Raw genomic sequence first — 22,345 nt, 5'->3', positions numbered from 1 at the left:
GTGCCGGCCGTACCGGTCAGGCCATCCAGAAGAACACCGCCGTCATCCGCTTCTCCTCCAGCGTCCGGCCAAAGTAGCCGGTCGCGCTGTGCACCAGGTTGGCGTGGTAGAGCAGCAGGCGGTTGTACCGGTGCGGGACGCGGACGTCCTCCTCGAAGTGGTCCGCCGGGACGAACCGCGTCCCCAGCGCCTCGACCAGGTTGGTGTGCGGGGCCTGCACGATGTTGCCGCCGAGCCGGCCGCCCGGCAGCGACTGGCGGTAGAAGGCGGTCCCGCAGTCCCCCGGCACCCCGCGGCTGAGGTAGAGCACGGCCGCGTACCGGCACAGCGCGCGGGAGTCGGTGTGCGGGCGCGGCTCGCTCTCGCCCTCGCCGACCACCTGGACGCAGTTGTGGTTGAGGGTGCCGCCGCCCGGCGCCCGCTGCACCCACAGCTCCCGCGCCCCGGTCGCCTTCCGCACCAGCCGCTCGACCCGGGCGAGTTCCCCCGGTTCCAGGGCGGGCATGGCACGCAGACCGGGCCAGGTCTCGGAGGTGTACGGGTACCCCTCGGCCCAGTCGTCCTTGGCCAGGCACCGCTCCCGTACGGCGTCGGCGTCCGGCAGGACGTCGTCCAGCACCCAGTAGTCGCGGCCACGGGTGGGCTTGCGGTAGGGCAGGACGGGCAGCGCGGCGGGGGGCCGGGGCGGTTGCGGTGGGGGCATGCGGCGAATCTAGGGGTGGTCCCGGTCTGCCTTCTCCCGGGGAGTGGTCAACCTTGTGCCGCGCGGCGGTCAACCTTCCGCCAACCGTCCCGGAAGATTCTTTACCCGCGCGCACTGAGACGAACGGCCTCCGCCTCCGTACTGCTGTGCGTCCGAACGACGGGCGGGACCCACAGGCAGGAGGAACGGTGCGCTTTTCGCGGAACGCGACGGGAACTCTCTTCGTGGGCGGTGCGATGGCCCTGACCCTCGCGGCCCTCGCCTACCCGAGCATGCTCGGGCTGAGCACCGTCTCCAGCTCACAGTCGCGGATCATCGCGCAGACGCAGTGGGGACCGCTCACCGAGGCGGACCGGGACTTCGTGGTCAAGGTGCGGGCGGCCGGCCTGTGGGAGTACCCGCTCGGCCAGATCGGGCTCCAGAAGGGCTCCAGCAAGGGCGTCCGGACGGCCAGTGAGCACCTGATCGACGGGCACGCCGCGCTGGACGCCTCCTGCCGCAAGATCGGCCCCATGCTGAACATCACGCTCCCCAACGTGGCGAGTCCGCAACAGGTCGGCTTCGTCAACCAGTTGAAGGCCGAGAGCGGCAAGCAGTTCGACACCGACTTCGCCAACATCCTTCGGATGACGCACGGCTCGATCTTCAACACGATCGCGAAGATCCGCTCCACCACCAAGAACTCGCTGGTGCGGGCCCTCGCCGACCAGGCCAACGACACCGTCCTCGACCACATCACGGTGATGGAGAAGACCGGTCTGGTCGACTTCGACCAGACCATCTTCAACCAGACCACCCCGCCGAAGCTGCCGTCGTCCGACCTGACGCCGCCGGCCCCGCCGGCGGGCCAGCCGGAGGTGGTGCTCACCCCGCCGCCGACCGCCACGTCCACCCCGCTGGACCTCGGCGGCCTCGGCGGCGGCACGGGCGGCGGCGGTGCGGGCGGCGGCCTGACACCCAGCCCGGTTCCGTCGGCCGGCTAGGAGGCTCTAGGCCAGCCAGACCGTGGTGTCCGGGGGCAGGACCCTGCCGCCCGGCAGGGGGCCGCTGCTCAGCAGGACCTCGCCCGGCGGCAGCGGCACCGGCTCGGTGCCGAGGTTGGTGACGTTCCGCCAGGTCTCGGTGCGGGCGAAGTCCAGGACGTCCGCGGGCGCGTCCGGCGTCCAGGTCAGCGTCTCGCCCTGGAGGAGCTTGCGGCGCAGCCGCAGGGCCGAGCGGTACAGCTCCAGCGTGGAACCCTCGGTGCCGGCCTGCGCCTCCACGGCGTACGCGGCGAAGGCCGCCGGCTGCGGCAGCCAGCCGGGCCCGGGCCCGAAGCCGTACGACGGTCCGGTCGTCGTCCACGGCAGCGGCACCCGGCAGCCGTCGCGGCCCTTGCGGACATGGCCCGTCTGCTCCCAGATCGGGTCCTGGAGCACCTCGGTGGGCAGGTCGGCCACCTCGGGCAGGCCGAGCTCCTCCCCCTGGTAGAGGTACGCGGAGCCGGGCAGCGCCAGCATCAGCAGGGTCGCCGCCCGGGCCCGGCGCAGTCCGGCCGCCGTGTCGATCGCGGGCGCGGTGCCGCCGGACAGCAGCCAGGCGGCCGGGTCGGTGCCGGCCGGCAGCGCGAGCCGGGAGGCGTGCCGCACGACGTCGTGGTTGGACAGCACCCAGGTCGCGGAGGCGCCGGCGGCCCGGGCCGTGACCAGCGAGGCGGCGATGACGTCCCGCAGCTCCTCCGCGTCCCAGCGGGCCTCCAGGTACTCGAAGTTGAAGGCCTGGCCGAGTTCGTCCGGGCGGGCGTACAGGGCGCGGCGGGCCCCGGGGACCCAGGCCTCGGCGACGGCGGTGCGCGGCGGGCTGTAGGCGTCGAAGATCTTGCGCCAGTCGCGGTAGATCTCGTGGACCTCGTCCCTGTCCCAGTACGGGTGGCTGCCCGGCGGCACCAGCGGCAGGGCCTGCTCGCCGGTCGCGCCGATGCCGCCGATGTCCCGCAGCGGCTCGGTGAGGTCCTTGGCCAGACCGTGGGCGACGTCCACGCGGAAGCCGTCGACGCCCCGGTCCGACCAGAACCGCAGGGTGGCGCGGAAGTCGGCGCGGACCTCCTCGTTGTCCCAGTTCAGGTCGGGCTGTTCGGGAGCGAACAGGTGCAGGTACCACTCCCCGTCGGGCACCCGCCGCCAGGCGCTGCCGCCGAACACCGACTGCCAGTCGCTGGGCGGCAGTTCACCGTGCGCGCCGCGCCCCGGCCGGAAGACGTACCGCTCCCGGGCGGCGGACCCCGGCCCGGCGCGCAGCGCCTCCTGGAACCAGCGGTGCAGGTGGGAGGTGTGGTTGGGGACGATGTCCACGACGACCTTGAGCCCGAGCCGGTGCGCCTCGCCCACCAGGGCGTCGAAGTCGTCCAGGGTGCCGAGGCGCTCGTCGACCCCGCGCGGGTCGATGACGTCGTAGCCGCCGTCGGCGAGTTCGGAGGGGTAGAAGGGGCTCAGCCACAGGGCGTCCACGCCGAGGGAGGCGAGATGGCCCAGCCGTTCGGTGACGCCCCGCAGATCGCCGAGGCCGTCACCGTCGGCGTCGGCGAAGCTGCGCGGGTACACCTGGTAGACGACGGCCTGCCGCCACCAGTCGGGGTTCCTGGACGAGAGGTCCGGCGAGAGGTCTGCCATACGGGCTCCCAGGGGACGGACGACGGTACGGAATCTGTATCTGTCCACATTGCCCGGAAAGGCAACCTTGCAGGGCCGTTCAGCCCACGCAGTGCTCCAACAGCCCCCGGACGTCCGCGTCCACCACCCTGTACCGCACCACGCGCCCCTCCTTCTCCCCCGCCACGACCCCGGCCGCCCGCAGCAGCCGCAGGGCCTGGGAGACGGCGGGGTCGTTCATCCCCGTGGCGATGGCGAGGTCCGACACGGCGAGCGGCCCGGTGCGGTGCAGCGCGACCAGCAGCGCCAGCCGGTTGGCGTCGGCGAGCAGCGAGAAACGGTCGGCCCAGGTGCGCAGACGCCCCGCCTCACCGATGGCGGCGATCGCCTCGCAGACCCGGTGCCCGTCGATGGAACGACGGTCGGCTCGGTCGGCAGGCACGAGATGCATGGGGCCAGTCTGGCAGGCCCCCTCTTTGTGATCTTCGATACCTGCGCAGGTGCGCAGCTATGCAGGAAACCGCGTGCCCCTCTACGGTGGGCGGGCCGTGGTGCTCGGGAAGTCGATGGAAGGTCGACGCGGCCCTCGCCACTGTGATCGGGGAGTTCCCGTTCCGTCCGGCACCGCCGGGCCACTGGTCGCAGACCGGGAAGGCAGGAACGGCGGACGTACGACCCGTAAGCCAGGAGACCGGCCACGGCAGCTCACGAAGTGATCCACGAGGTGCTGGAGCGTGAACCCATGGCCGATGCCACGTCTTTCCGCTGGCGACGTGAGGACACCGTCAAGACGGTGGGGCTGCTGGCGGTGATCGTCGCCCTCCACGTCGTCGCGTTCGGAATCCTCTACGTCCTCGTCGCGCCCGAGCACTACAAGGTCGGCTCCGACGTCTTCGGGGTCGGGCTGGGCATCACCGCCTACACCCTCGGCATGCGGCACGCCTTCGACGCCGACCACATCGCGGCGATCGACAACACCACCCGCAAGCTGATGGCCGACGGCAAGCGGCCGGTGTCGGTGGGGTTCTGGTTCGCGCTGGGCCACTCCAGCGTGGTGGTGCTGCTGGCCCTGCTGATCGCGGGCGGCACCTCGCTGGCCGGGAAGGTCATGAACGAGGGATCCACCACCCACCAGGTGCTCGGCTTCCTCGGTACGACGGTCTCCGGCACGTTCCTCTACCTCATCGCCGCCCTGAACCTGATCGCCCTGGTGGGCATCCTGAAGGTCTTCCGGGCGATGCGCGCGGGCGCGTACGACGAGAAGGAGCTCGAACAGCACCTGGACTCGCGGGGGTTCATGAACCGCGTCCTCGGCCGGCTGACGAAGTCCGTCTCGCGGCCGGGGCAGATGTACCCGCTCGGCTTCCTCTTCGGCCTCGGCTTCGACACGGCCACCGAGGTCACGCTGATGGTGATGGCGGGCTCGGGCGCGGCGGCGGGGCTGCCCTGGTACGCGATCCTCTGCCTGCCCCTGCTCTTCGCCGCCGGGATGAGCCTGTTCGACACCCTCGACGGCACGTTCATGAACTTCGCCTACCAGTGGGCGTTCTCCAACCCGGTCCGCAAGGTCTTCTACAACCTCGCCATCACCGGTCTGTCCGTCGCGGTCGCCTTCTTCATCGGCACCATCGAGCTGGTCGGCGTCCTGCACGAGAAGTTCGGCCTGCACGACGACATCACCGGCTGGATCGCCGGCCTGGACCTGGACAACGTCGGCTACCTCATCGTCGGCCTGTTCGTCCTGGTGTGGGCGGCGGCGCTGGCGTACTGGAAGGTCGCCCGGGTGGAGGAGCGCTGGGCGGTCTCCCCGTCCGCCGCCGAGTAGCGCCTACCGCGCGACCGTCTCCAGGTACAGCTTCACGTACCGGTCGGCGTCCACCTCCAACGCCACGTCCACCAGGGCGCGTTCGCGTCCGCCCTCGTGGATCTCGGACTCGCCGGGGCGGGGGCGGCGGTCGACGATCGTCTGGCCCCGGGCGGGGCCCGGGGCGAGGGAGACCTCGACCGGGAGCCGGCGGGTGGTGATGCCCTGCGGGTCGGCGACCGCGCACACCGCGCCCGCGTCGCCGAGGCCGCCCGCCTCCTCGGCCTGGGGCGGCTCGCCCTGGTGGGCCGGCCGGTGGGCGAGCAGCTCACCGGCCAGCCGGGTGCCGGGCTCTCCGCTCGCGCGCAGCCGGTGGACCTCGGCGCTGTCCACCACGACCCGCTGGAAGACGTCCAGGCCGTACATCGTGATCGGCACCCCGGCGGTCAGCAGGATCGCCGCCGCCTCCGGGTCGTGCCAGACGTTGAACTCCGCGACCGGCGTGGCGTTCCCGGTCGCCACCGCCCCGCCCATGAACACGATCCGCTCGATGTTCCGGGTCACCTCGGGGTGCGTGCGCAGCAGCAGGGCGATGTTGGTGAGCGGCGCGGTCGGGATCAGGGTCACCGGGCGCGGGGAGGCCAGGATCTCCCGGCGCAGCAGGCTGACGGCGTCGATGTCCACCGGAGTCCGGGTGGGCGCGGGCAGGCCCAGGTCGCCCATGCCGTCGGCGCCGTGCACCGGGGCGGGGCGGGCCGGCTCCAGCAGCGGGCGCTCGGCACCCCGGGCCACCGGGACGGCGGGAGCGCCCGCCTGCTCCAGCACGGTGAGGGTGTTGCGGACCACCCCGTCCACGTCGGTGTTCCCGGCCACGCAGGTCACCGCCCGCAGGTCGAGTCCGGGGTGGCGCACGGCGAACAGCAGCGCCAGGGCGTCGTCGACACCGGTGTCGCAGTCGATGATCACGGGGATGGGCTGACCGTCCACGGCGGACTCCTTCCGTCGTGCCGACCTTAGATCAGCCCAGGGTGCCGGGGCGGTCTCCGGTGCCGTCGTGCTCGACGGGCACAGACGGGCGCGCCGCGCGGAGGGCGCCGTCCCCGGCCCCGCGGGGGCCGCGCCACGGATTTACCTGCGCCCCCTCACCCGTACGGCCCGGAGCGTTGGTGCGCAGGTCAGGGCGGTGGTGCCGTGAGAACCAGGCACCCCGGCCGCCCGCAGCCCAGGAGGCACCGATGTCCCCCGAGATACCCCACCTCCCCCGTGCCGTGTCCCTCTCCCTGATCGGCGCCGGCCTGCTGACCGCCGGCGCCTGCGCGGCCCTCGGCCTCAAGCAGCCGGCGAGCGCGCCGCACCCCCTGCCCACGCTCGACCGGCCGGCCCCCACACCCAGGCCGTCCGCGCCGGCCGGCGGTTCCTCGCTCAGCGACGGGCAGGCGCAGGCCGCGCTGATCGGCCCGAGCGACCTCGGCGATCCCTGGACCGCCACGCGCGGCGCGGCCACCTGGCACGACGGGCTGCTGAAGGCGCGGACCTCGGCCGGGGAGTGCCAGCGGCTGCTGGACGCCCTCTACAGCGACGAACTGCTCGGCGGACCGGCCCGCGTCACCGCCGGCCTGGACGACGCCGACACCGGCGCGCAGCTCCGCTACCAGATCGGCGCCCGCCGCCCGTCCGACGTCGACGCCGTGCTGGCGTGGCTGCGGACGCTTCCGGCGCGGTGCGCGCGGTTCACGGCCACCACCGAGCTGGGGCTCGTGGAGGACGTGCGGGTCGTGGACGCCCCGCTGCCCGAGGTGGGCGACGCCCGCCAGGGGCTGCGCGTCACCGTCGCCGGTACGACGCCCGACGAGCAGGAGTTCCTGCTCACCCTGGACGTGGCCGCCGTCCGGGTCGGCGAGGACGCGTTCGCGCTGACCAACGGCGGCCTGGGTGACGTGCCGAACGACGCCACCCAGGCGGCCGTGCAGATCGGCGCCCTGCGCCTGGCCGACATCCGCAAGCAGGGCCGGGCGCAGGTGTGAGCTCTCACAGCGGCGGCTGGGCGGGGGCCGGGCCGAGGGTGGTGGTGCCGGGGGCGGTGCGGTGGCCGAGGCCGGTACGGTAGGCGTCCAGGGCGGCCTCCACACGGCCCGTACGGCGAAAGAGGTCGCCGAGCAGGCGGCACAGGTCGGCGAGGTCGCCGGCGGCGCCCGCGCGTTCCAGGAGGCTGAGGGCGCGGACGTAGTGCTCCTCGGCCGCCTCGGTGTCCCGGGCGTCCTCGGCGATGATCCCGAGGAGGCGGTGCGCGCCGGCGGCGTGGACGGCACCGCGCTCGGAGGAGAAGTCCCCGAGGACCTCCTCCAGCAGTTCGGCGGCCTCCTCGGACTTGCCCCGGCGGTGCAGGACGTCGGCGAGCTCCACGGCGGCCTGGCTGCGGTACAGGGCGGCCCGGGTCTCCGACAGCATGGTGTGCGCCTGGCGCAACTCGTCCTCGGCGCGCTCCAGTTCGCCGTTCTGGGCGCAGACGTAGCCGCGCATCCAGTGGCAGTTGGCCAGCTCGGTGCGCAGGCTCAGCCGGCGGTACAGCTCGGCGGCCTTGGCCAGGGAGGCGTCGGCCTCGTCGGCGCGGCCCTCGGCGAGCAGGGTGCGGGCCACCGAGCGGTGCATCCGCGCGATCAGCGCGGGGTCGCCGGCCTGCGGGGCGAGCGCCAGGGCGAACTCGGCGGCCTGGGCGGCGCGGGCGTGGGCGCCCATGTCCATGTACGGGCCGATGATGCTGGCGTAGAGCAGCAGGAGGGCGTCGGGGTCGTGCAGTCCGCCCCGGTTCAGCTCGTCGAGCGCGGTCTCCAGGAGGTAGACGGCGTACCGGAGTTCGCCGGCGAGGTAGTGGGCGACGGCCCGGCCGCGCAGGGCGGGCACCCGGACCGGCAGGGTCTCGTCGGCGAGCCGCTCCTCGGCCTGTTCGAAGCACTCGCGCGCCGTGGTGAGCCGGCCCGTCTCCAGCGCGCACTCCCCGAGCCCGAGCAGGGCGGCGGCGTGCTCGTGCTTCAGCGCGTGGGCCTCGGCCTCCGCGCGCAGCAGGGAGTACTGGGCGGCCGCCTCCTCGGCCCGTCCGTCGGCGAGGACCCGCTGGGCCTCGGTGAGCCGCAGCCGAAGGCCGGTGGCGAGGTGGGCGGGCCGGCCGACGGCCAGTTCCTCGAAGGCGACGCCGAGCCGGCCGGCGATGTGCCGCAACGCCTCGTCGGAGGCGCGCACCCGGCCGGCCTCCAGGGTGGAGATGTAGGCGGGCGTGTACGCGGGCTCCGCCAACTGTCGCTGGGTGAGCCCCTGCTGATTGCGCAGCCGTTGTACCCGCCGCCCGATGACCTCCGGGTCGTCCCGCTCCCGCATGCCGCCTGCTCCCCCCAACTGGCTTGTCACCCCTTGCCGTTGCGCTTCGGCAGCCCCTAGGTTAAACGGCGAATTAAACATGCTTAACACGCCGCTGTTGTGTTGTGAGGTCGCCGTGCCCGGACGTACATCCGCACCCTACGCACCGCCCCACTCCCGCATCCGCCCGATCGGCCGAACCTCCACCGCACGGGGGATCATCGCGGCCGTCATCGCCGCCGCGGCCCTCCTCCTCGCGGCGAACGCCGGCCCGGCCCGCGCGGCCGACACGCCCCCGGCACCGGCGACGACCCAACAGGTGAACCCCTGACGGCCCGGGGCGCCCGGACCGGCACACCCGGGCACCCCGGAAGCGCGGCCCACCCCAGACGCCCGGACCACCGACGCCCGGTCACCGACGCCCGCGAACCGCTGACGGCGACGGCCGTCCGGGACAGCGCGCCGGCGTACCCGGCTGCGGCTGGAACACCGGCCCGGAAGGGGGATCGCCCGGGCTCCGGTACGGCCGACGCCCGCGAGCAACGGGCCGCCACGGCCGTCCGAAGCGGCAGGTCGGAACACTCGGGCCCCCCGGGGACGCCGGCCCGGAGCGCCGCGGCAGGCTCAGGGGGCGCAAGCGCGTGACCCCGGACGGCCCGTTTCCTGATCCGCTCCGCACCACGCCCGGACTGTCCCCGGGCGCCCCGGATGTCCACGCACCTGCCGCCAGGGCCCGCGCGCTTTTGTCAGTGCCATGACCTAGTCTTTCCACACTCGCCGCACCAGGCACACACGGCTCATGCACAGGGGGCGGACGCATCGCCCTGCCCACGCGGCGCCCATGTCTTTCTTCTCATTCGTTCCGGGGGGTTCGAATCAGCGTGCGCAAGCGCTCTCTCACAGCCGCCACCACCCTGGCGGTCCTCTTCAGCTCGGCGGCCCTCGCCGTCACCCCGGCCTTCGCCGACTCCAGCCAGATCCTGCCCGTCAGGACGACCGGTGACATCGTCGTCGACGCCGTCCACCAGCAGGTCTTCATCAGCGACCCGCTGAACGGCAAGATCGTCGTCACCGACTACGCCGGCAAGGTCGTCAAGCAGCTCACCACCAACCTGTCCGGCGTCGCGGGCCTGGAGCTGTCCGCCGACTCCGGCACGCTCTACGCGGCCGTCCAGGACCTCGACTCCGTCGCCGTCTACGACACCGCCACCGACACCGAGACCGCCCGGTACCCGGTCGGCGACAAGCCGCTCAGCGTCGCCCTCGCGGGCGGCAAGCTGTGGTTCGGCTACGGCGGCGACGCCGCGGGCAACATCGGCTCCGTCGACCTGGCCGCCGAGGACCACACGGTCACGCTCGGCCAGGACAGCGGCTGGTACTCGGCCCCGCTGCTGGACGCCGCGCCCGGCTCCAGCACCCTCGTCGCCGGCGCGGTCGGGCAGAGCCCGGTCGAACTGGCCTCGTACGACGTCGCGTCGGGCACCGCCACCAAGCTGGCGAGCACCCGCGAGGCGGGCAGCAACCTCGGCGACCTCCAGGTCACCCCCGACGGCAAGGACGTCGTGGTGGCCAGCGGCGCGCCGTACTACCAGCAGGTGTTCCGTACGTCCGACCTCAACGAGGACGGCAAGTACGTCACGGACGCGTACCCCAACTCCGTCGCCATCGCGCCGAACGGCACGGTCGCGGCCGGCATCTCCGGCTCCTACGAGCCGGACGTCTACATCTTCAAGCCCGGCACCAGCGAGGCGGTCCGCACCTACGACTTCCCCAACACCGGCAACACCAGCGGCTCCGACCTGCTGGCCCGGGGCGGCCTGGCCTGGACCCCGGACGGCTCCCGGCTGTTCGCGGTCACCAGCAACAGCGAGGGCGTGTTCTCCCTCCGCGTCCTGAACGCGCCCACCAAGGCGGTCACCACCGTCACCGTGGACGCGCCGGCCACCGCCACCCGCGCCAAGAAGCTCACGGTCAAGGGCAAGGTCGGCTCCAAGGTGGCCGTCCCGGCCGACACCAAGCTGACCGTGACCCGCACCGACCTGGAGTCGCCGAAGGGCAAGGCGCTCGCGGCGACGGTCACCAAGGCCGACGGCACGTTCTCCTTCACCGACACCCCGCCGGCCGGCGGCAAGGTGAAGTACACGGTGGCCTACGCCGGCGACGCCGTCCACACGGCGGCCTCCGGCTCGGACTCCGTCGACGTCTCCCGCGCCAAGCCGACGCTGACGATCAACAACAACGGCAAGGTGTACTCGTACGGCAAGGACGTCAAGTTCACCGCCCACCTGGGCAAGACGTACAAGAACCGCACGGTGGAGATCTGGGCCGACCCGTTCGGCGGCGACAAGCCGAACAAGCGCGTGAAGTCCGGCAAGGTCAACTCCGACGGCAACCTGTCGGTCACGCTGGACCTCAAGCGGGACACCAAGGTCACCGCGAAGTTCGCGGGCGACTCCCGCTACAAGCCGGCCTCCGCCGCCAGCACCGTCGGCGCCCGGGTCAGCGTCTCCACCTCGGTCAGCAGCCACTACAAGGCGAAGTCGGCGTGGGGCCACACGTACTACTTCTTCCACAAGACCAAGGACCCGCTGATCACGACGAAGATGTCGTACTACCCGGGCCGCGCGCAGAAGTTCGAGTTCGAGGTGTACTACCAGGGCCGCTGGTACCCGGGCGACCCCGCCTACTTCAAGCTGGGCTCCGACGGCGTCTCCAAGGTCCGCATCACCGGCAACCACGCCGAGGACGTCGGCTGGCGGTTCCGGGTGCGCTCGTCGTACATCAACAGCTCGTCCGGTGACATCGTGAACTCCACGACGCACGGCGCCTGGAAGTACTTCACGTTCACCAAGTAAGGCTCACCGGGCGGCCTGGAGCCGGCCGAGCTCCCGCCGGACGCTCTCCAGCGCGCCGCGCCGGCGTCCCGGCACCCTGAGCCGCACCTCCGCGAGCGCGGGCCCGAGTTCACGGGCCCGCGCCGTGTCCTTGATACGGGTCCACTGGTGGTGGGCGCGGTCCACGGCCCCCTCCACGGCGGGCGCGTCCACCGCCTGCCCGGCGGCCAGCCGCGTCTCGGCCACCGCCAGCCAGGCGCGGCAGCTGCGCACCGGGTCCCCCGCGAACATCGCCAGATCGGCCCGCACCTCGCTCCAGTGCAGCGCCTGCTCGGAAGCGGCGCCGTAGCCCCGCACCGCCTCCGCCTCGTACCGGGCGGCCATCCCGTCCGCCTCGGCGTGCCGGCCGGCACGCACGGCGGCACTGATGGCGGCGTGCGGGTCCTCGGCGCGGGGGGAGGGGAGCGGAGCGGTGAACGTGGTGAACGCGGTCGGGGAGGCCGGTGAGGCCGGCGGGACATGCGGGACGGGTACGGCGTGGCCCCCCGCGTCGGCCAGCAGCAGGTTGCCCGTCGTCTCCCGCGCGATCCGGCCCACCGCCTGCTGGTGCAACTCCCCCAGCGGGGGCCGGTGGCCGCTGCGCAGCAGCGTGGCCACCGTCTTCATGTACGCCGGCTCCGCCAGGCCCCGCCGTCCCGCCGCCGGGGCGACACGGCCGTACACGGCGGTGTTGCGGCCGGAGTCGAGGCCGTGTCCGGTGACGTGCCGCCAGGCCTCGGCGTCCGCGTGCAGGTCCACGACGAGCGCGGTGTCGGCGGCGGAGCGCAGGCGCAGTTCCTCGCGGATCCAGTGCCAGGGCAGCGCGGTGTAGCGGACCGTGGCCGGCGTGGTGCGGGCCAGCGCGAGGTGCGGCTGGTGCTGTCGGCGGTCGAGCTGCAACTGGCCGGTGACGTACACGGTGAGCGGGCCGGGGGAGGCCGCGGCGGCCCGCAGCCGGGTGAGGACGGCCTGCGGTTCCAGCGGATCGGCGAGTTCGACGACGTTCGCGGTGTCCGTGCCGGACAGGACGGCGGGGGCGACCGCGGCCAGCACCGGCAGGACACCGGCCGCGTCCACCAGGCGCCCCCGGCCCAGCGGCGCAGCCGCGAGCAGCAGCACGGTTCCGGGCATCGTGCCTCCCCCAAGTCACCCTGTGGACCCCGCGACCCCCGCGTACCCGGGGCCCCGTGGATCCGTTCTCCAGCCAGCACCGTAACCGCTGCGCCTGCAAACCGAGGCGTCCCCCTGGCAAACACCCCCCTTCGCGCGGTGACCGGCCCCCGTCCGGGACTCCCCGTCACCCGTGTGCGCCGTCACCCACCCCGCACCCACCCGGTGCCGAAGCCGCCGGCCTCCGGGGCTTGTGGACCCGCCACGCCGCCCGCGCGCGCCGTGCCCGCCGCGCCGGGCCGCCCGCCGTCATCCGGCAGCCGCCGGACCGCGAAGATCGTCGTGTCGTCCTCCAGGCAGCCGCCGCTGTGGCGCAGGACGCCGTCACGGACCCGGCGGACCAGCCGGCGGGGCTCACAGCGGCGGGGGTCGGCGCGGACCGCTCGGGACACCTCGCGGGCCAGCTCGTAGAACTCGCCGGGCTCGTCGCGGGCCTCGGTCACCCCGTCGGTGACCAGCAGCAGCGTCTCGTCGGCGGCGAGCGGCACCCGGTGCACGGGCGGCCGGCCGCCCGCGAGGTCGCCGAGGCCGAGCGGCAGTCCGTCGCCGGCGGGCAGTTCGCGCACTCCGCGCGGGCCGACGGCGAGCGGGGGCTCGTGGCCGAAGTTCGTGACGTCGATCGTGTCCGTGGTGCCGTGGGGGAAGGCGATGAGGACGGCGGTGGCGAAACGGTCGCCGTCGTTCCGGCCGAGCGCGGCGGTGTGGGCGCGGTGCCGCCGCATCCGGGTCTCCAGGCGATCGGCGACGGTCCCGAGATCCCTCTCGTGGTAGCCGGCCTCGCGGAACGTGCCGAGCAGCGCGGCCGCGGCCTCCACCGCGCCCAGCCCCTTGCCCTGCACGTCACCGACGAGCACCCGGGTGCCGTGCGGGCTGGGCTGGATGTCGTAGAAGTCGCCGCCCACCCGGGCGTCGACGTCGGCGGCCAGGTACACGCCCGCGTGCTCCAGCCCGGCCCAGCACGGCGGCAGCGGGCGCAGCACGGTGCGCCGGGTGGTCTCGGCGATGTCCCGCATGTGCCCGGCGTGCCGCTCCTCACGCACGCGCACGACCGAGGCCAGGGTGGCGAGGGCGCCGCCGAGGGCGACGAGGAGGAAGTCGCCGAACCCGGCCTGGTACTGGTCGGGCCAGGCGTTGTCCACGAGGACGTACGTCACCACGGACAGCACGCCGTAGGCGGCCGTCGTCCACACCCCGCAGATCGCGGCGGCGATGCCCGGGACCAGCACGATCCAGGTGATGATCCGGAACTTCTCGCTGGTGGCGAAGTCCAGCGCGATGACGCCGACGAGCAGCAGCAGGGGCGGCAGCCACGCGACGCCCGCCCCGCGGATCCGCAGCAGCGGATGGCGCCCCCGCCCGAACTCCATCTCCGTCACGGCGCCCGGCCCTCCATGTCCTCCAGCGAACCACGGGGGAGGACGGCACGCATCCGGGCACCGTCACCTCCCTGGCCGACTTGCCAGGCCGTGCGCCCCGGTGTGCCCTGGACACGGGGGCGAGCAGAGAGGAGTGCTCTCATGTCCCAAGCGGCACCCACGCCCGGCGGGATGACCCGGCCCGGCCGCACGCCCGCGGCGGAGCGGCGGTCGTCCGACGTGGTCCGGCGCCCGCCCGACGTCTTCGACGCGCGCGCCCACGCGATCGGCCGGCCGGTCCTTTCGGTCGCGCTGGGGCTGGTCTACGGCTACTGGGTGGCGGCCAACGACCGCGTCGGCGGCCCGATCACCGGAGGGAACCTGCTGCTCGGCTTCCTCAGCGCGCTGGTGTTCGCGGTGCTGTGCGCGACGCTGCTGGCACTGGGCCCCCGGATGCGGCGGGAGGTGCACGCGCTGCTGTGGACGGCGTTCGTCGGCTGCGCGTTCGGCTTCCTCTACAACCAGCACGGCAGCTTCATCCCCACCCAGAGCGCCAGCCAGAGCGGTGACGTGTCACGGGCGGTGCTGATGTCGCTGCTGGGGTCGGCGGCCACCTTCGCCACGTTCTTCTACCGCTACTACACCCGCGAGGACGCCTTCGGCCGCCGGGTCCGCTGAGGCCGGCGGGGTCCGCCGCGACGCCGGGACTTCCGGGGAGGCCCGGGACGGCTGCCGGTCGCGTCGGCCGGGGACCGAGCGGGGTGCCGGTCCCGCCGGGCCGGTTCGCCGAGCGGCGCGTGGACCCCGGCCGGGCGGCCGGGGGCCACGCGCTCCCCTGTGCCCCCAGTGGCCCACATCAGCCACTTCGTTCCCCCCAGCACCAGGAAACACCCGTTCGGGGGAACCCTCCACCGGAGGGCACCCGAACGCAGTCCGTCCGCTCGCGCTCCGGCCGGGGTGGCCCTTGCCTGGAAGCGTGCCCTCACGCCTCAGGAGCGCCCTGTCGGCCGTACTGATCGCCCTCTCCTGCCTCCTCGTGCCGTTCGGCGCGCTGGCGGGCTGGGCGGCGTACGGGCTGGCCGACACGGGCCGGTACGTCACCACGATGGCACCGCTCGCCGCCGACCCGGCCGTGCGGGAAGCCGTCGTGGACACGGTCGGGGACGGCATCCTGCGCGCGGTGGACGAGCACCTGGACGTGCGCCCGGTACGCGGCTCGGTCCGGCCGTTCGTGCACGACGCGGTGCGCTCCTTCACCCAGACCCGCGCCTTCCGGCTGGCCTGGGACACCGGCAACCGGATCACCCACGACGCCGTGCTGCGCGCCCTGCGCGGACAGGACGAGCGCGCCGTCACCGTCGACCTGGCCCCCGTCACCGCCCAGGTCAAGCGCCAGCTCATCCAGGATCACGTGACGCTCGCGGCGCACATCCCGGTGGAGCACACCGAGGTCCCCGTACTCCCGGCCGACCGGCTGACCAAGCTCCGGAAGGGGTACCACGTGCTCGAAGTGGCCGGCTTCTGGCTGCCGGTGGCGGCCGTGGTCTTCGCCGCCGGCGGGATCGCGCTCGCCGTCCACCGGCGCCGGGCCGTCGTCGCGACCGGCCTGGGCACGGCCCTGGGCGGCGCCCTGCTCGCCGGCGCCGTGGCCGTCGGCCGCGGCCTGACCCTGGCCGACCTGCCCGCCGGTGTGCCCCACCCGGCGGCGGGCGCCGTCTACGACGCCCTGACCGGCACCCTGCGCACGACCGCCTGGCTGCTGCTGGGCCTCGGCCTTGCGGTCGCCCTCGCCGCCTGGCTCATCCGCCGCCTCCGCCCGCCCCGCCCCCCGCGCGCGTCCCCGACCACCCCTACGACACCCTCCCGGGCCGAAGTCTGACCACGCCCGATGTCCGCCTCACCACCCACCCCGCACCACACCGGCGCCCGTCCCGGCCCACACCCGACCGGCACCCCGCGCAGAACCTCGGACCGCTGCCGGCCCCGGGCCCGCCCCGGCCCTCCCGTCGCCCCGCGACCCCGGCCCGCCGGCGCCCGCCCCGGGCGGACCCACACCCGACCGGCACCCCGCGCCCGACCCCCACACCACCCCGGCTCCGGACCCACCCCGGCCCCTGGCCACCCCGCCACACGCACCATCGGCGAGCGCCCCCGACCACCCCTCCGAGACCACCCCCGGCCCACACCCGACCGGCACCCCGCACCCGACCCCCGGATCGGCCCGGCCCACCCTCACCCCCCGGCCGCCCCACCCCGCGCGATCCCGGCCAGCGTCTCCAGCGCCCGCCCCAGGCACGCCTCCGGCACCGAGCCCAGTCCGAGTCTGACCGCGTCCGGTGTGCGGCTCGGGTCGACGCAGAAGGCCGTGCCCGGGGTGACGGCGATGCCGTGTGCCCGTGCCGCGGCCGTGAAGGTGTCCGCCCGCCAGGGCGCGGGCAGCTCCCACCAGGCGAAGTAGGCGGCCGGGTCGGACCGTACGGTGAACCCGGCGAGCCGCTCGGCGACCAGCCGCTGCCGGCGCCGCGCGTCCTGCCGTTTGGCGGCCACCAGCCGGTCCACGGTGCCGTCGCCGAGCCAGCGCACGGCCGCCTCCAGCGCGAAGGAGCCCGCGCTCCACCCGCCGGAGCGGACGGCCCGAGCCACCGCCTCCACCCGGTCCTCCGGCACGACGGCGAAGCCGACGGTGAGTCCGGGAGCGACCCGCTTGGACAGGCTGTCGACGAGGTGGACCAGGCCGGGAGCGAGCGCGGCCAGCGCAGGAGTGCCCCCGGTGTCCAGGAAGGCCCAGATCCGGTCCTCCACCACCGGCGTCCCCAGCCTGTGGACACAGTCGGCCAGCTCCCGCAGCCGCCCGGCACCGATCGTGCGGGAGGTCGGGTTGTGCAGGGCCGGCTGGAGGTAGAGCGCGGACAGCGGCGCGGCGCGGTGGGCGGCGGCCACCGCATCCGGAAGCGGCCCCTCCGCGTCCGCGGCCAGCGGGACCAGCACGAGCCCGAGGCGCGCCGCGATCTCCTTGACCAGCGGATACGTCAGCGGTTCCACCCCGACCCGGCCGCCTGGCCGGACCAGCGCGGCGAGGGTGGCGGCGATGGCCTGGCGGGCGTTGCCGGTGAACAGGATCCGCTCCGGCCCGGCCCGCAGCCCGCTCCGGGCGAGCAGGGCGGCGACCGACTCGCGGGCCGCCGGGGTGCCCGCCACCGGGGCCGGCCGCAGCGCCTGGCCGAGCGCGTCCGGCCGCAGCAGCGGCGCCAGGGCCGGGGCGAGCAGTCCGGCCTGGCCGGGCACGGACGGGTAGTTCAGCTCCAGGTTGACCAGCGGGGCCCCGGCCGCCTCGGTCAGGGCGATCCCCGGCTGTCCGTCCGGCGCGGTCGCCCGCACGAACGTGCCGCGTCCGACCTCGCCCACCACCAGCCCCCGGCGCACGAGTTCGGCGTAGACCCGGCCGGCCGTCGACGGCGCGATGCCATGCCGGCGCGCGAACGCCCGCTGGGGCGGCAGCCGTTGGCCGGGGCGCAGCCGCCCGCCGGTGATGTCGGCGGCGATCCTGTCGGCGATGCGCCGGTAGTCGTCCACAACTCCCCCTGTTCCCGGACCGGTTGGATTGCACCGAGGGCAAAGATTTTATTGCACCGAGCGACGACCGCCTCCTAGGGTCGTTGCCATGCCCCCCTTCCTCGCATTCGAGGACAAAGACCCAGGAATCCCCTCCCGGGTCCCCCTCGTCCTCGTCCACGGCCACCCCTTCGACCGCACGATGTGGCAGCCGCAGCTCACCGAGTTCGCCGCGACCCGCCGGGTGATCGCCCCCGACCTGCGCGGCTACGGCGCCTCCCCCGTGACCCCCGGCAAGGTCCCGCTCGCCCGCCACGCCCAGGACATCGCGGACCTCCTGGACCACCTGGACGTGGACACCTTCGTCCTCGCCGGCCTGTCCATGGGCGGCCAGATCGCCATGGAGTGCGCCGCCCGCTGCGGCGACCGGCTCCGCGGCCTCGTCCTCGCCGACACCTTCCCCGAGGCCGAGACCCCCGAGGGCCGGCGGGGCCGCGAGGCCATGGCCGCCCGGCTGCTCGCCGAGGGCATGCGCGGCTACGCCGACGAGGTGCTGGAGAAGATGGTGGCGCCCTACGCCGACCCCGAGGTCAAGGCACACGTGCACCGCATGATGACGGCCACCTCCCCGCAGGGCGCCGCCGCCGCGCTGCGCGGCCGGGCCGAACGCCCCGACTACCGCGCCCTGCTGGCGGCGCTGCCGGTGCCCGCCCTGGTCCTGGTCGGCGCCGACGACACCTACACCCCGGTCGCCGGCGCCGAGGCGATGCACGCGTCCCTCCCGGACTCCGTCCTGCACGTCGTCGAGGGCGCCGCCCATCTGCCCAACCTGGAGCGTCCCGAGGAGTTCAACCGCGCGCTGGCACGATTCCTGGCGCGGCTGGACGGCGGAAACGCGGGCTCGCCCGTGTGACCCAGCGCTCCGGACGCGGGCCGTGTCCCGGGACCTCACCGCGACCGGCGCCCGCTTCCCACGCGTGTCCGGCACCGGCCACCGTGCCCTCGTCGTGGACCTCACCCTGCACCGACGGGACCGGACAGTGCGCTGACAGGACCGAACCCCGCACGCAGGGGCCCGGCCCGGATGGATCAACCCGGTGATAATGGGCGCATGTCCCGAGAGTTCCCCATCAGCCTCACCCCTCCCGACTGGCTGGTCCGGAACCTCATACCCCAGCAGGCCCCGGTCAACGGGGCGGCCGTGGCCCGCGCCGCCCTCGCCATGGCCCTGCCGCTGGCGCTCGGTCTCGCCGCCGGCCGCCCGGCCTACGGCGCCCTCGCCTCCATGGGCGCCCTGTCCGGCGTCATCGGCGACACCGCCGACGCCTACCGCATGCGCGTCCTCAACATCGCCGTACCGCAGCTCTTCGGCGCGGTCGGCGTGGCCCTGGGAACCCTGGTGTACGGGCACGGCTGGTACGCGGTGGCCGCGGTCACCGGCGTCGCCCTCGTCTCCGGCATGATCTCCACGATCGGCGCGGTCGCCTCGGTCTCCGGCCTCCTCCTGCTGCTCAACTGCGTGGTGGGCGCGGGGCTCCCGCTGCCCTCCCCCTGGTGGCTCGCCCCGGCCCTGCTGACCGGCGGCGGCCTCCTCGTCCTCCTCCTCGGGCTGCTCGCCTGGCCACTGCGCGCGGGCGTGCCCGAACGGGCCGCGGTCGCCGCCACCTACCGCACGGTCGCCACCCTCCTCGCCGCCGCCGGCACCGACCGCACCGAGGAGTACGAGGAAGCCCGCCGCACCGTCACCCACTCGCTGAACCAGTCGTACGACCTGATCCTGGCCCGGCGCGCCCGCCACCACGGCCGCAGCCCGGACCTGACCCGGCTCCTCGCCCAGCTGAACGCGATCACCCCCGTGATAGAGGCGGCCCCCGCGGCCCACCTGGCGGGCCGCCCGCTCCCCCCGCAGGTCCCGGAGGCCTTCCACCACCTGGCCGACGCCGTCGCCAACGGCTCGCACACCCTCCCGCCCCTGCACCTGCCCGTCCCCACCACGGAGACGGCCCGGGCGGTGGACCACGCCCTGCGCCACACCGCCGAGGTCGTCACCGCCCCCGACGTCGACCCCCGGGGCATCGACGACCGCCTGGGCCGGCCGGCCGCCCTCGGCATCCGCACCGCCCGCGCGGCCCGCGGCGTCGTCCTGTCCGCCAACTCCTGGCGCTACGGCGTACGGCTCGCCGTCTGCATCGGCATCGCGCAGGCCCTGGTCTCCCTGATCCCCGTCCCGCGCTCCTACTGGGTGGCCCTGACCATCACCTTCGTCCTCAAGCCCGACTTCGGCTCGGTCTTCTCCCGCGCACTGCTGCGCGCGCTCGGCACGGTGGCCGGTCTGCTGATCGCGGCGGTGGTGCTGGCCGAGGTCCCGCTCGGCTGGTGGGACGTCCCCGTCCTCTTCCTCCTCGCCCCCCTCATCCCGGCCCTCACCCCCCGGGGCTACGGCTACCAGACGGCCGCCATCACCCCGGTGATCCTCATCCTGTCCGACGTCCTCAACCACCAGGGCACGGCTCTTCTGCTGCCCCGGCTGGCCGACTCCCTCCTGGGCTGCGCCGTCGCCCTGACCGCCGGTTACCTCCTGTGGCCCGAGAGCTGGCACACCCGGGTCGGCGACCGCCTCGCCGACGCGGTGGCCGACACGGCGGCGTACGTCGAGGCCGCCTTCGGCCCGCACGCCGACCCGTCCGCCCGGGCCCGCATGCGCCGCCGCCTCTACCGCGACCTGTCCGTCATCCGCACCGAGTTCCAGCGGGCCCTGACCGAACCACCGCCCACCGGCAGGCGCGCCGCCGCGTGGTGGCCGCTGGTCGTCGCCGTGGAACGGATCGTGGACGCCACGACGGCCGCCCGCATCCGCGTACGCCACGGGGCGGCGGCACCCTCCACGGCCGAGATCACCCAGGTCACCCTGCAACTGCGGGAACTGTCGGAGGGCGTACGGAACGCGGAGACCCTCACCGCCGTCCGCACCGACCTGACCGGCCCGGCGGGCAGCGTGCTGGAACCGCTGCGGCAAGAGGTCGCCGCGGCCCGTTCGATCGCCTCCCCGCGCTGACCACTCCCGCAATCCGGGGCCGCTAACCTTACGTGTCCGTCCTGGCCAGGGATTGACGGCTCCACCTCACGAAGGGTTGCGCACATGGGCATTCTCACTCTCCTGCGGAACGCATTCGGCCGCTCACGCAAAGCACGAGCCACCGAGCCGGAGGGTGCGACCGAGACCCCCGCGCACTCCCCCTCGGTCCCGGAACCCCGCCACGAGTCGGTGACAGCGGCTGAAGAACACGAGCTGGTGGCAGCGGCCTTCGACAAGGTGAAAACCACCCCGCCCCAGCCGACGCCGACGCCGACGCCCTCCAACACCGAGGACACGGACCCACCGAAGGCCGAGAAGAAGGCCGGGGCCGAGGAGAAGGCCGAGGCCGAAGAGAAGGCCGGGGCCGAGGGCAAGGCCGAGCAGGAGCCTCCGGCCACGGCCGAGGACCAGGTCGAGGCCGAGAAGAAGGCCGAGGTCGAGGGCAAGGCCGAGGTCGAGGGCAAGGCCGAGCAGGAGCCTCCGGCCACGGCCGAGGACCAGGTCGAGGCCGAGGACCACGCCGGGGTGGAGGAGAAGGCCGAGTCCGAGGTCGAGGGCAAGGTCGAGCAGGAGCCTCCGGCCGCAGCCACGGTCGAGGACCAGGACGAGGTCGAGAAGAAGGCCGAGGAGGAGCCGCCGGCGGCGGCCGCGGCCGAGGAGGAGCCGCCGGCGGCGGCCGCGGCCGAGGACGAGACCGAGGCCGGGTCCGGGCCCGAGCAGGAGCCCCCGGCCGAGACCACCGCCGAGGTCACAGACGAGGCGGAGGAGAAGCCCGCGCCGACGGCTGCGACGGAGACCGAGCCGGAAGCGGAAGCGGAGGTTGCGGCTCAGGCGGAGGCGGACGTGGAGGCGGAGGCCGGCGAAGCCGCCGTAACCGCCGAGTCGACCACCGCCCCGCAGGCCGCCGACGGCGAGGACGCCCCACAGGGGCCACCCGCGGCCGACGACGAAAGCCGCACGGGTGGTGCGGGTGGGAACACGGACGCCGAAGGCGAAGCCGAGGCGGACCCGGCACCGGCATCGGCACCCGCACCCGCACCCGTACCCGCACCTCAGGCAACCCGCGAACCCGAGACGGACGCGGCCCCGCTGGCAACCCCCGAACCCGAGACGGACGACCAGGCCAAGCCCGCCAACACCCTCGCCAAGGTCAAGTCCCGTACCCCGTCCCTCTCCACCGCCTACAAGGCCGCCACGACCACCCTCAAGGAAACCGGCCTCACCGGCACCCGCGCCAAGGTCTACCTCGTCCTCGACCGCTCCGCGAGCATGCGGCCGTACTACAAGGACGGCTCCGCCCAGGCCCTCGCCGACCAGACCCTCGCCCTCGCCGCCCACCTCGACCCCGAGGCCACGGTCCACGTCGTCTTCTTCTCCACGGAGGTCGACGGCACCACCGACCTCACCCTCGCCCCGGACCACGAGACGAAGATCGACGACGTGCACGCGGGCCTCGGCCGCATGGGCCGCACCAGCTACCACGCCGCCGTGGAGGCGGTCGTGGCGCACTACGAGGAGAACGCAGCCCCCGGCACCCCCGCCCTGGTCGTGTTCCAGACCGACGGCGCCCCGGACGCGAAGACCCCCGCCACCCAGTCCCTCACCGAGACCGCCACCCGGCACCCCGCCCTCTTCTTCTCCTTCGTCGCCTTCGGTGACCACGACAACAAGGCCTTCGACTACCTCCGCAAGCTGAAGACCGGCAACACGTCCTTCTTCCACGCGGGCCCGACCCCGCGCGAGCTCACCGACACGGAGCTCTACGAGGGCGTACTGGCCACCTGGCGCCCGTGAGCCCCACCCGGGGGGTGGACACCCGTCCACCCCCCGAAGC

Annotated in this window: 17 protein-coding genes and 1 riboswitch; of the genes, 9 read left to right on the top strand and 8 right to left on the bottom strand. The window is 74.2% G+C overall.

All coding sequences use genetic code 11. The features are described 5' to 3' along the window. Positions 1-16 precede the first annotated feature (16 nt). On the bottom strand, positions 17-703 hold the full coding sequence (locus tag AB0946_RS09650; protein ID WP_366760020.1) for a DUF6445 family protein: 687 nt from the start codon (positions 701-703) through the stop codon (positions 17-19). 224 nt (positions 704-927) lie between these two features. On the opposite strand from AB0946_RS09650, the gene AB0946_RS09645 reads away from it, so the two are divergent. Continuing rightward, a complete protein-coding gene (locus tag AB0946_RS09645) occupies positions 928-1,686 on the top strand; it encodes a DUF4142 domain-containing protein (protein ID WP_366760280.1) in 759 nt (252 codons plus the stop codon). A 6-nt stretch (positions 1,687-1,692) separates the two neighbouring features. On the opposite strand, the gene AB0946_RS09640 is transcribed toward AB0946_RS09645, so the two are convergent. Then, positions 1,693-3,351 (bottom strand): glycoside hydrolase family 13 protein, encoded by a 1,659-nt coding sequence (locus AB0946_RS09640; protein ID WP_366760019.1) that lies wholly within the window; start codon positions 3,349-3,351, stop codon positions 1,693-1,695. 79 nt (positions 3,352-3,430) lie between these two features. After that, positions 3,431-3,781 carry a metalloregulator ArsR/SmtB family transcription factor gene (locus AB0946_RS09635; RefSeq protein ID WP_030640383.1) on the bottom strand — a complete coding sequence of 117 codons (351 nt, stop codon included), beginning with the start codon at positions 3,779-3,781 and terminating at the stop codon, positions 3,431-3,433. A gap of 81 nt (positions 3,782-3,862) precedes the next feature. After that, positions 3,863-4,045: riboswitch (cobalamin riboswitch) on the top strand. 27 nt (positions 4,046-4,072) lie between these two features. Here AB0946_RS09635 and AB0946_RS09630 point away from each other — a divergent pair. Continuing rightward, positions 4,073-5,155, top strand: coding sequence for a HoxN/HupN/NixA family nickel/cobalt transporter (locus AB0946_RS09630; protein WP_366760017.1), 1,083 nt, complete (start codon positions 4,073-4,075; stop codon positions 5,153-5,155). 3 nt (positions 5,156-5,158) lie between these two features. Here AB0946_RS09630 and AB0946_RS09625 read toward each other — a convergent pair whose 3' ends face one another. Further along, positions 5,159-6,121 (bottom strand): nucleoside hydrolase, encoded by a 963-nt coding sequence (locus AB0946_RS09625; RefSeq protein ID WP_366760016.1) that lies wholly within the window; start codon positions 6,119-6,121, stop codon positions 5,159-5,161. A gap of 248 nt (positions 6,122-6,369) precedes the next feature. Here AB0946_RS09625 and AB0946_RS09620 point away from each other — a divergent pair, with 248 nt between their 5' ends. Then, on the top strand, positions 6,370-7,158 hold the full coding sequence (locus AB0946_RS09620; protein ID WP_366760015.1) for a hypothetical protein: 789 nt from the start codon (positions 6,370-6,372) through the stop codon (positions 7,156-7,158). A gap of 4 nt (positions 7,159-7,162) precedes the next feature. On the opposite strand, the gene AB0946_RS09615 is transcribed toward AB0946_RS09620, so the two are convergent. Beyond that, positions 7,163-8,506, bottom strand: a complete 1,344-nt coding sequence (locus AB0946_RS09615; RefSeq protein ID WP_366760014.1) for a helix-turn-helix transcriptional regulator — start codon at positions 8,504-8,506, stop codon at positions 7,163-7,165. A gap of 860 nt (positions 8,507-9,366) precedes the next feature. Here AB0946_RS09615 and AB0946_RS09610 point away from each other — a divergent pair. Further along, positions 9,367-11,340, top strand: coding sequence for an Ig-like domain repeat protein (locus AB0946_RS09610; RefSeq protein WP_366760013.1), 1,974 nt, complete (start codon positions 9,367-9,369; stop codon positions 11,338-11,340). Between the two features lie 3 nt (positions 11,341-11,343). Here the strand turns inward: AB0946_RS09610 and AB0946_RS09605 are convergent, their stop codons facing one another. Then, positions 11,344-12,489, bottom strand: coding sequence for a hypothetical protein (locus tag AB0946_RS09605; protein ID WP_366760012.1), 1,146 nt, complete (start codon positions 12,487-12,489; stop codon positions 11,344-11,346). Between the two features lie 182 nt (positions 12,490-12,671). Further along, on the bottom strand, positions 12,672-13,895 hold the full coding sequence (locus AB0946_RS09600) for a PP2C family protein-serine/threonine phosphatase (RefSeq protein ID WP_366760279.1): 1,224 nt from the start codon (positions 13,893-13,895) through the stop codon (positions 12,672-12,674). A gap of 150 nt (positions 13,896-14,045) precedes the next feature. Here AB0946_RS09600 and AB0946_RS09595 point away from each other — a divergent pair, with 150 nt between their 5' ends. Both AB0946_RS09595 and AB0946_RS09590 read left to right on the top strand, forming a co-directional pair. Further along, positions 14,046-14,561 carry a hypothetical protein gene (locus AB0946_RS09595; protein WP_366760011.1) on the top strand — a complete coding sequence of 172 codons (516 nt, stop codon included), beginning with the start codon at positions 14,046-14,048 and terminating at the stop codon, positions 14,559-14,561. Positions 14,562-14,859: 298 nt separating this feature from the next. Next, complete coding sequence (locus AB0946_RS09590; protein ID WP_366760010.1) at positions 14,860-15,762, top strand: hypothetical protein; 903 nt, start codon at positions 14,860-14,862, stop codon at positions 15,760-15,762. Positions 15,763-16,115: 353 nt separating this feature from the next. Here AB0946_RS09590 and AB0946_RS09585 read toward each other — a convergent pair whose 3' ends face one another. Beyond that, positions 16,116-17,456, bottom strand: coding sequence for a PLP-dependent aminotransferase family protein (locus tag AB0946_RS09585; RefSeq protein ID WP_366760009.1), 1,341 nt, complete (start codon positions 17,454-17,456; stop codon positions 16,116-16,118). Positions 17,457-17,544: 88 nt separating this feature from the next. Between AB0946_RS09585 and AB0946_RS09580 the strand changes: the two genes are divergently transcribed. The 3 genes from AB0946_RS09580 to AB0946_RS09570 all read left to right on the top strand — a co-directional run bounded on the left by AB0946_RS09580 (position 17,545) and on the right by AB0946_RS09570 (position 22,305). Beyond that, positions 17,545-18,348, top strand: a complete 804-nt coding sequence (locus AB0946_RS09580) for an alpha/beta fold hydrolase (RefSeq protein WP_366760008.1) — start codon at positions 17,545-17,547, stop codon at positions 18,346-18,348. A gap of 198 nt (positions 18,349-18,546) precedes the next feature. Beyond that, positions 18,547-20,490, top strand: coding sequence for an FUSC family protein (locus tag AB0946_RS09575; RefSeq protein WP_366760007.1), 1,944 nt, complete (start codon positions 18,547-18,549; stop codon positions 20,488-20,490). Between the two features lie 84 nt (positions 20,491-20,574). Beyond that, the gene (locus tag AB0946_RS09570) at positions 20,575-22,305 is read left to right on the top strand and encodes a VWA domain-containing protein (RefSeq protein ID WP_366760006.1); all 1,731 of its coding nucleotides are present in this window, start codon (positions 20,575-20,577) and stop codon (positions 22,303-22,305) included. Positions 22,306-22,345 lie beyond the last annotated feature (40 nt).

Source organism: Streptomyces sp. NPDC046870 (genome assembly GCF_040704595.1).
GTDB lineage: Bacteria > Actinomycetota > Actinomycetes > Streptomycetales > Streptomycetaceae > Streptomyces > Streptomyces argyrophylli.
Note: the sequence above shows the minus strand (reverse complement) of the source record. Positions and strands in the feature narration are given on the sequence as shown.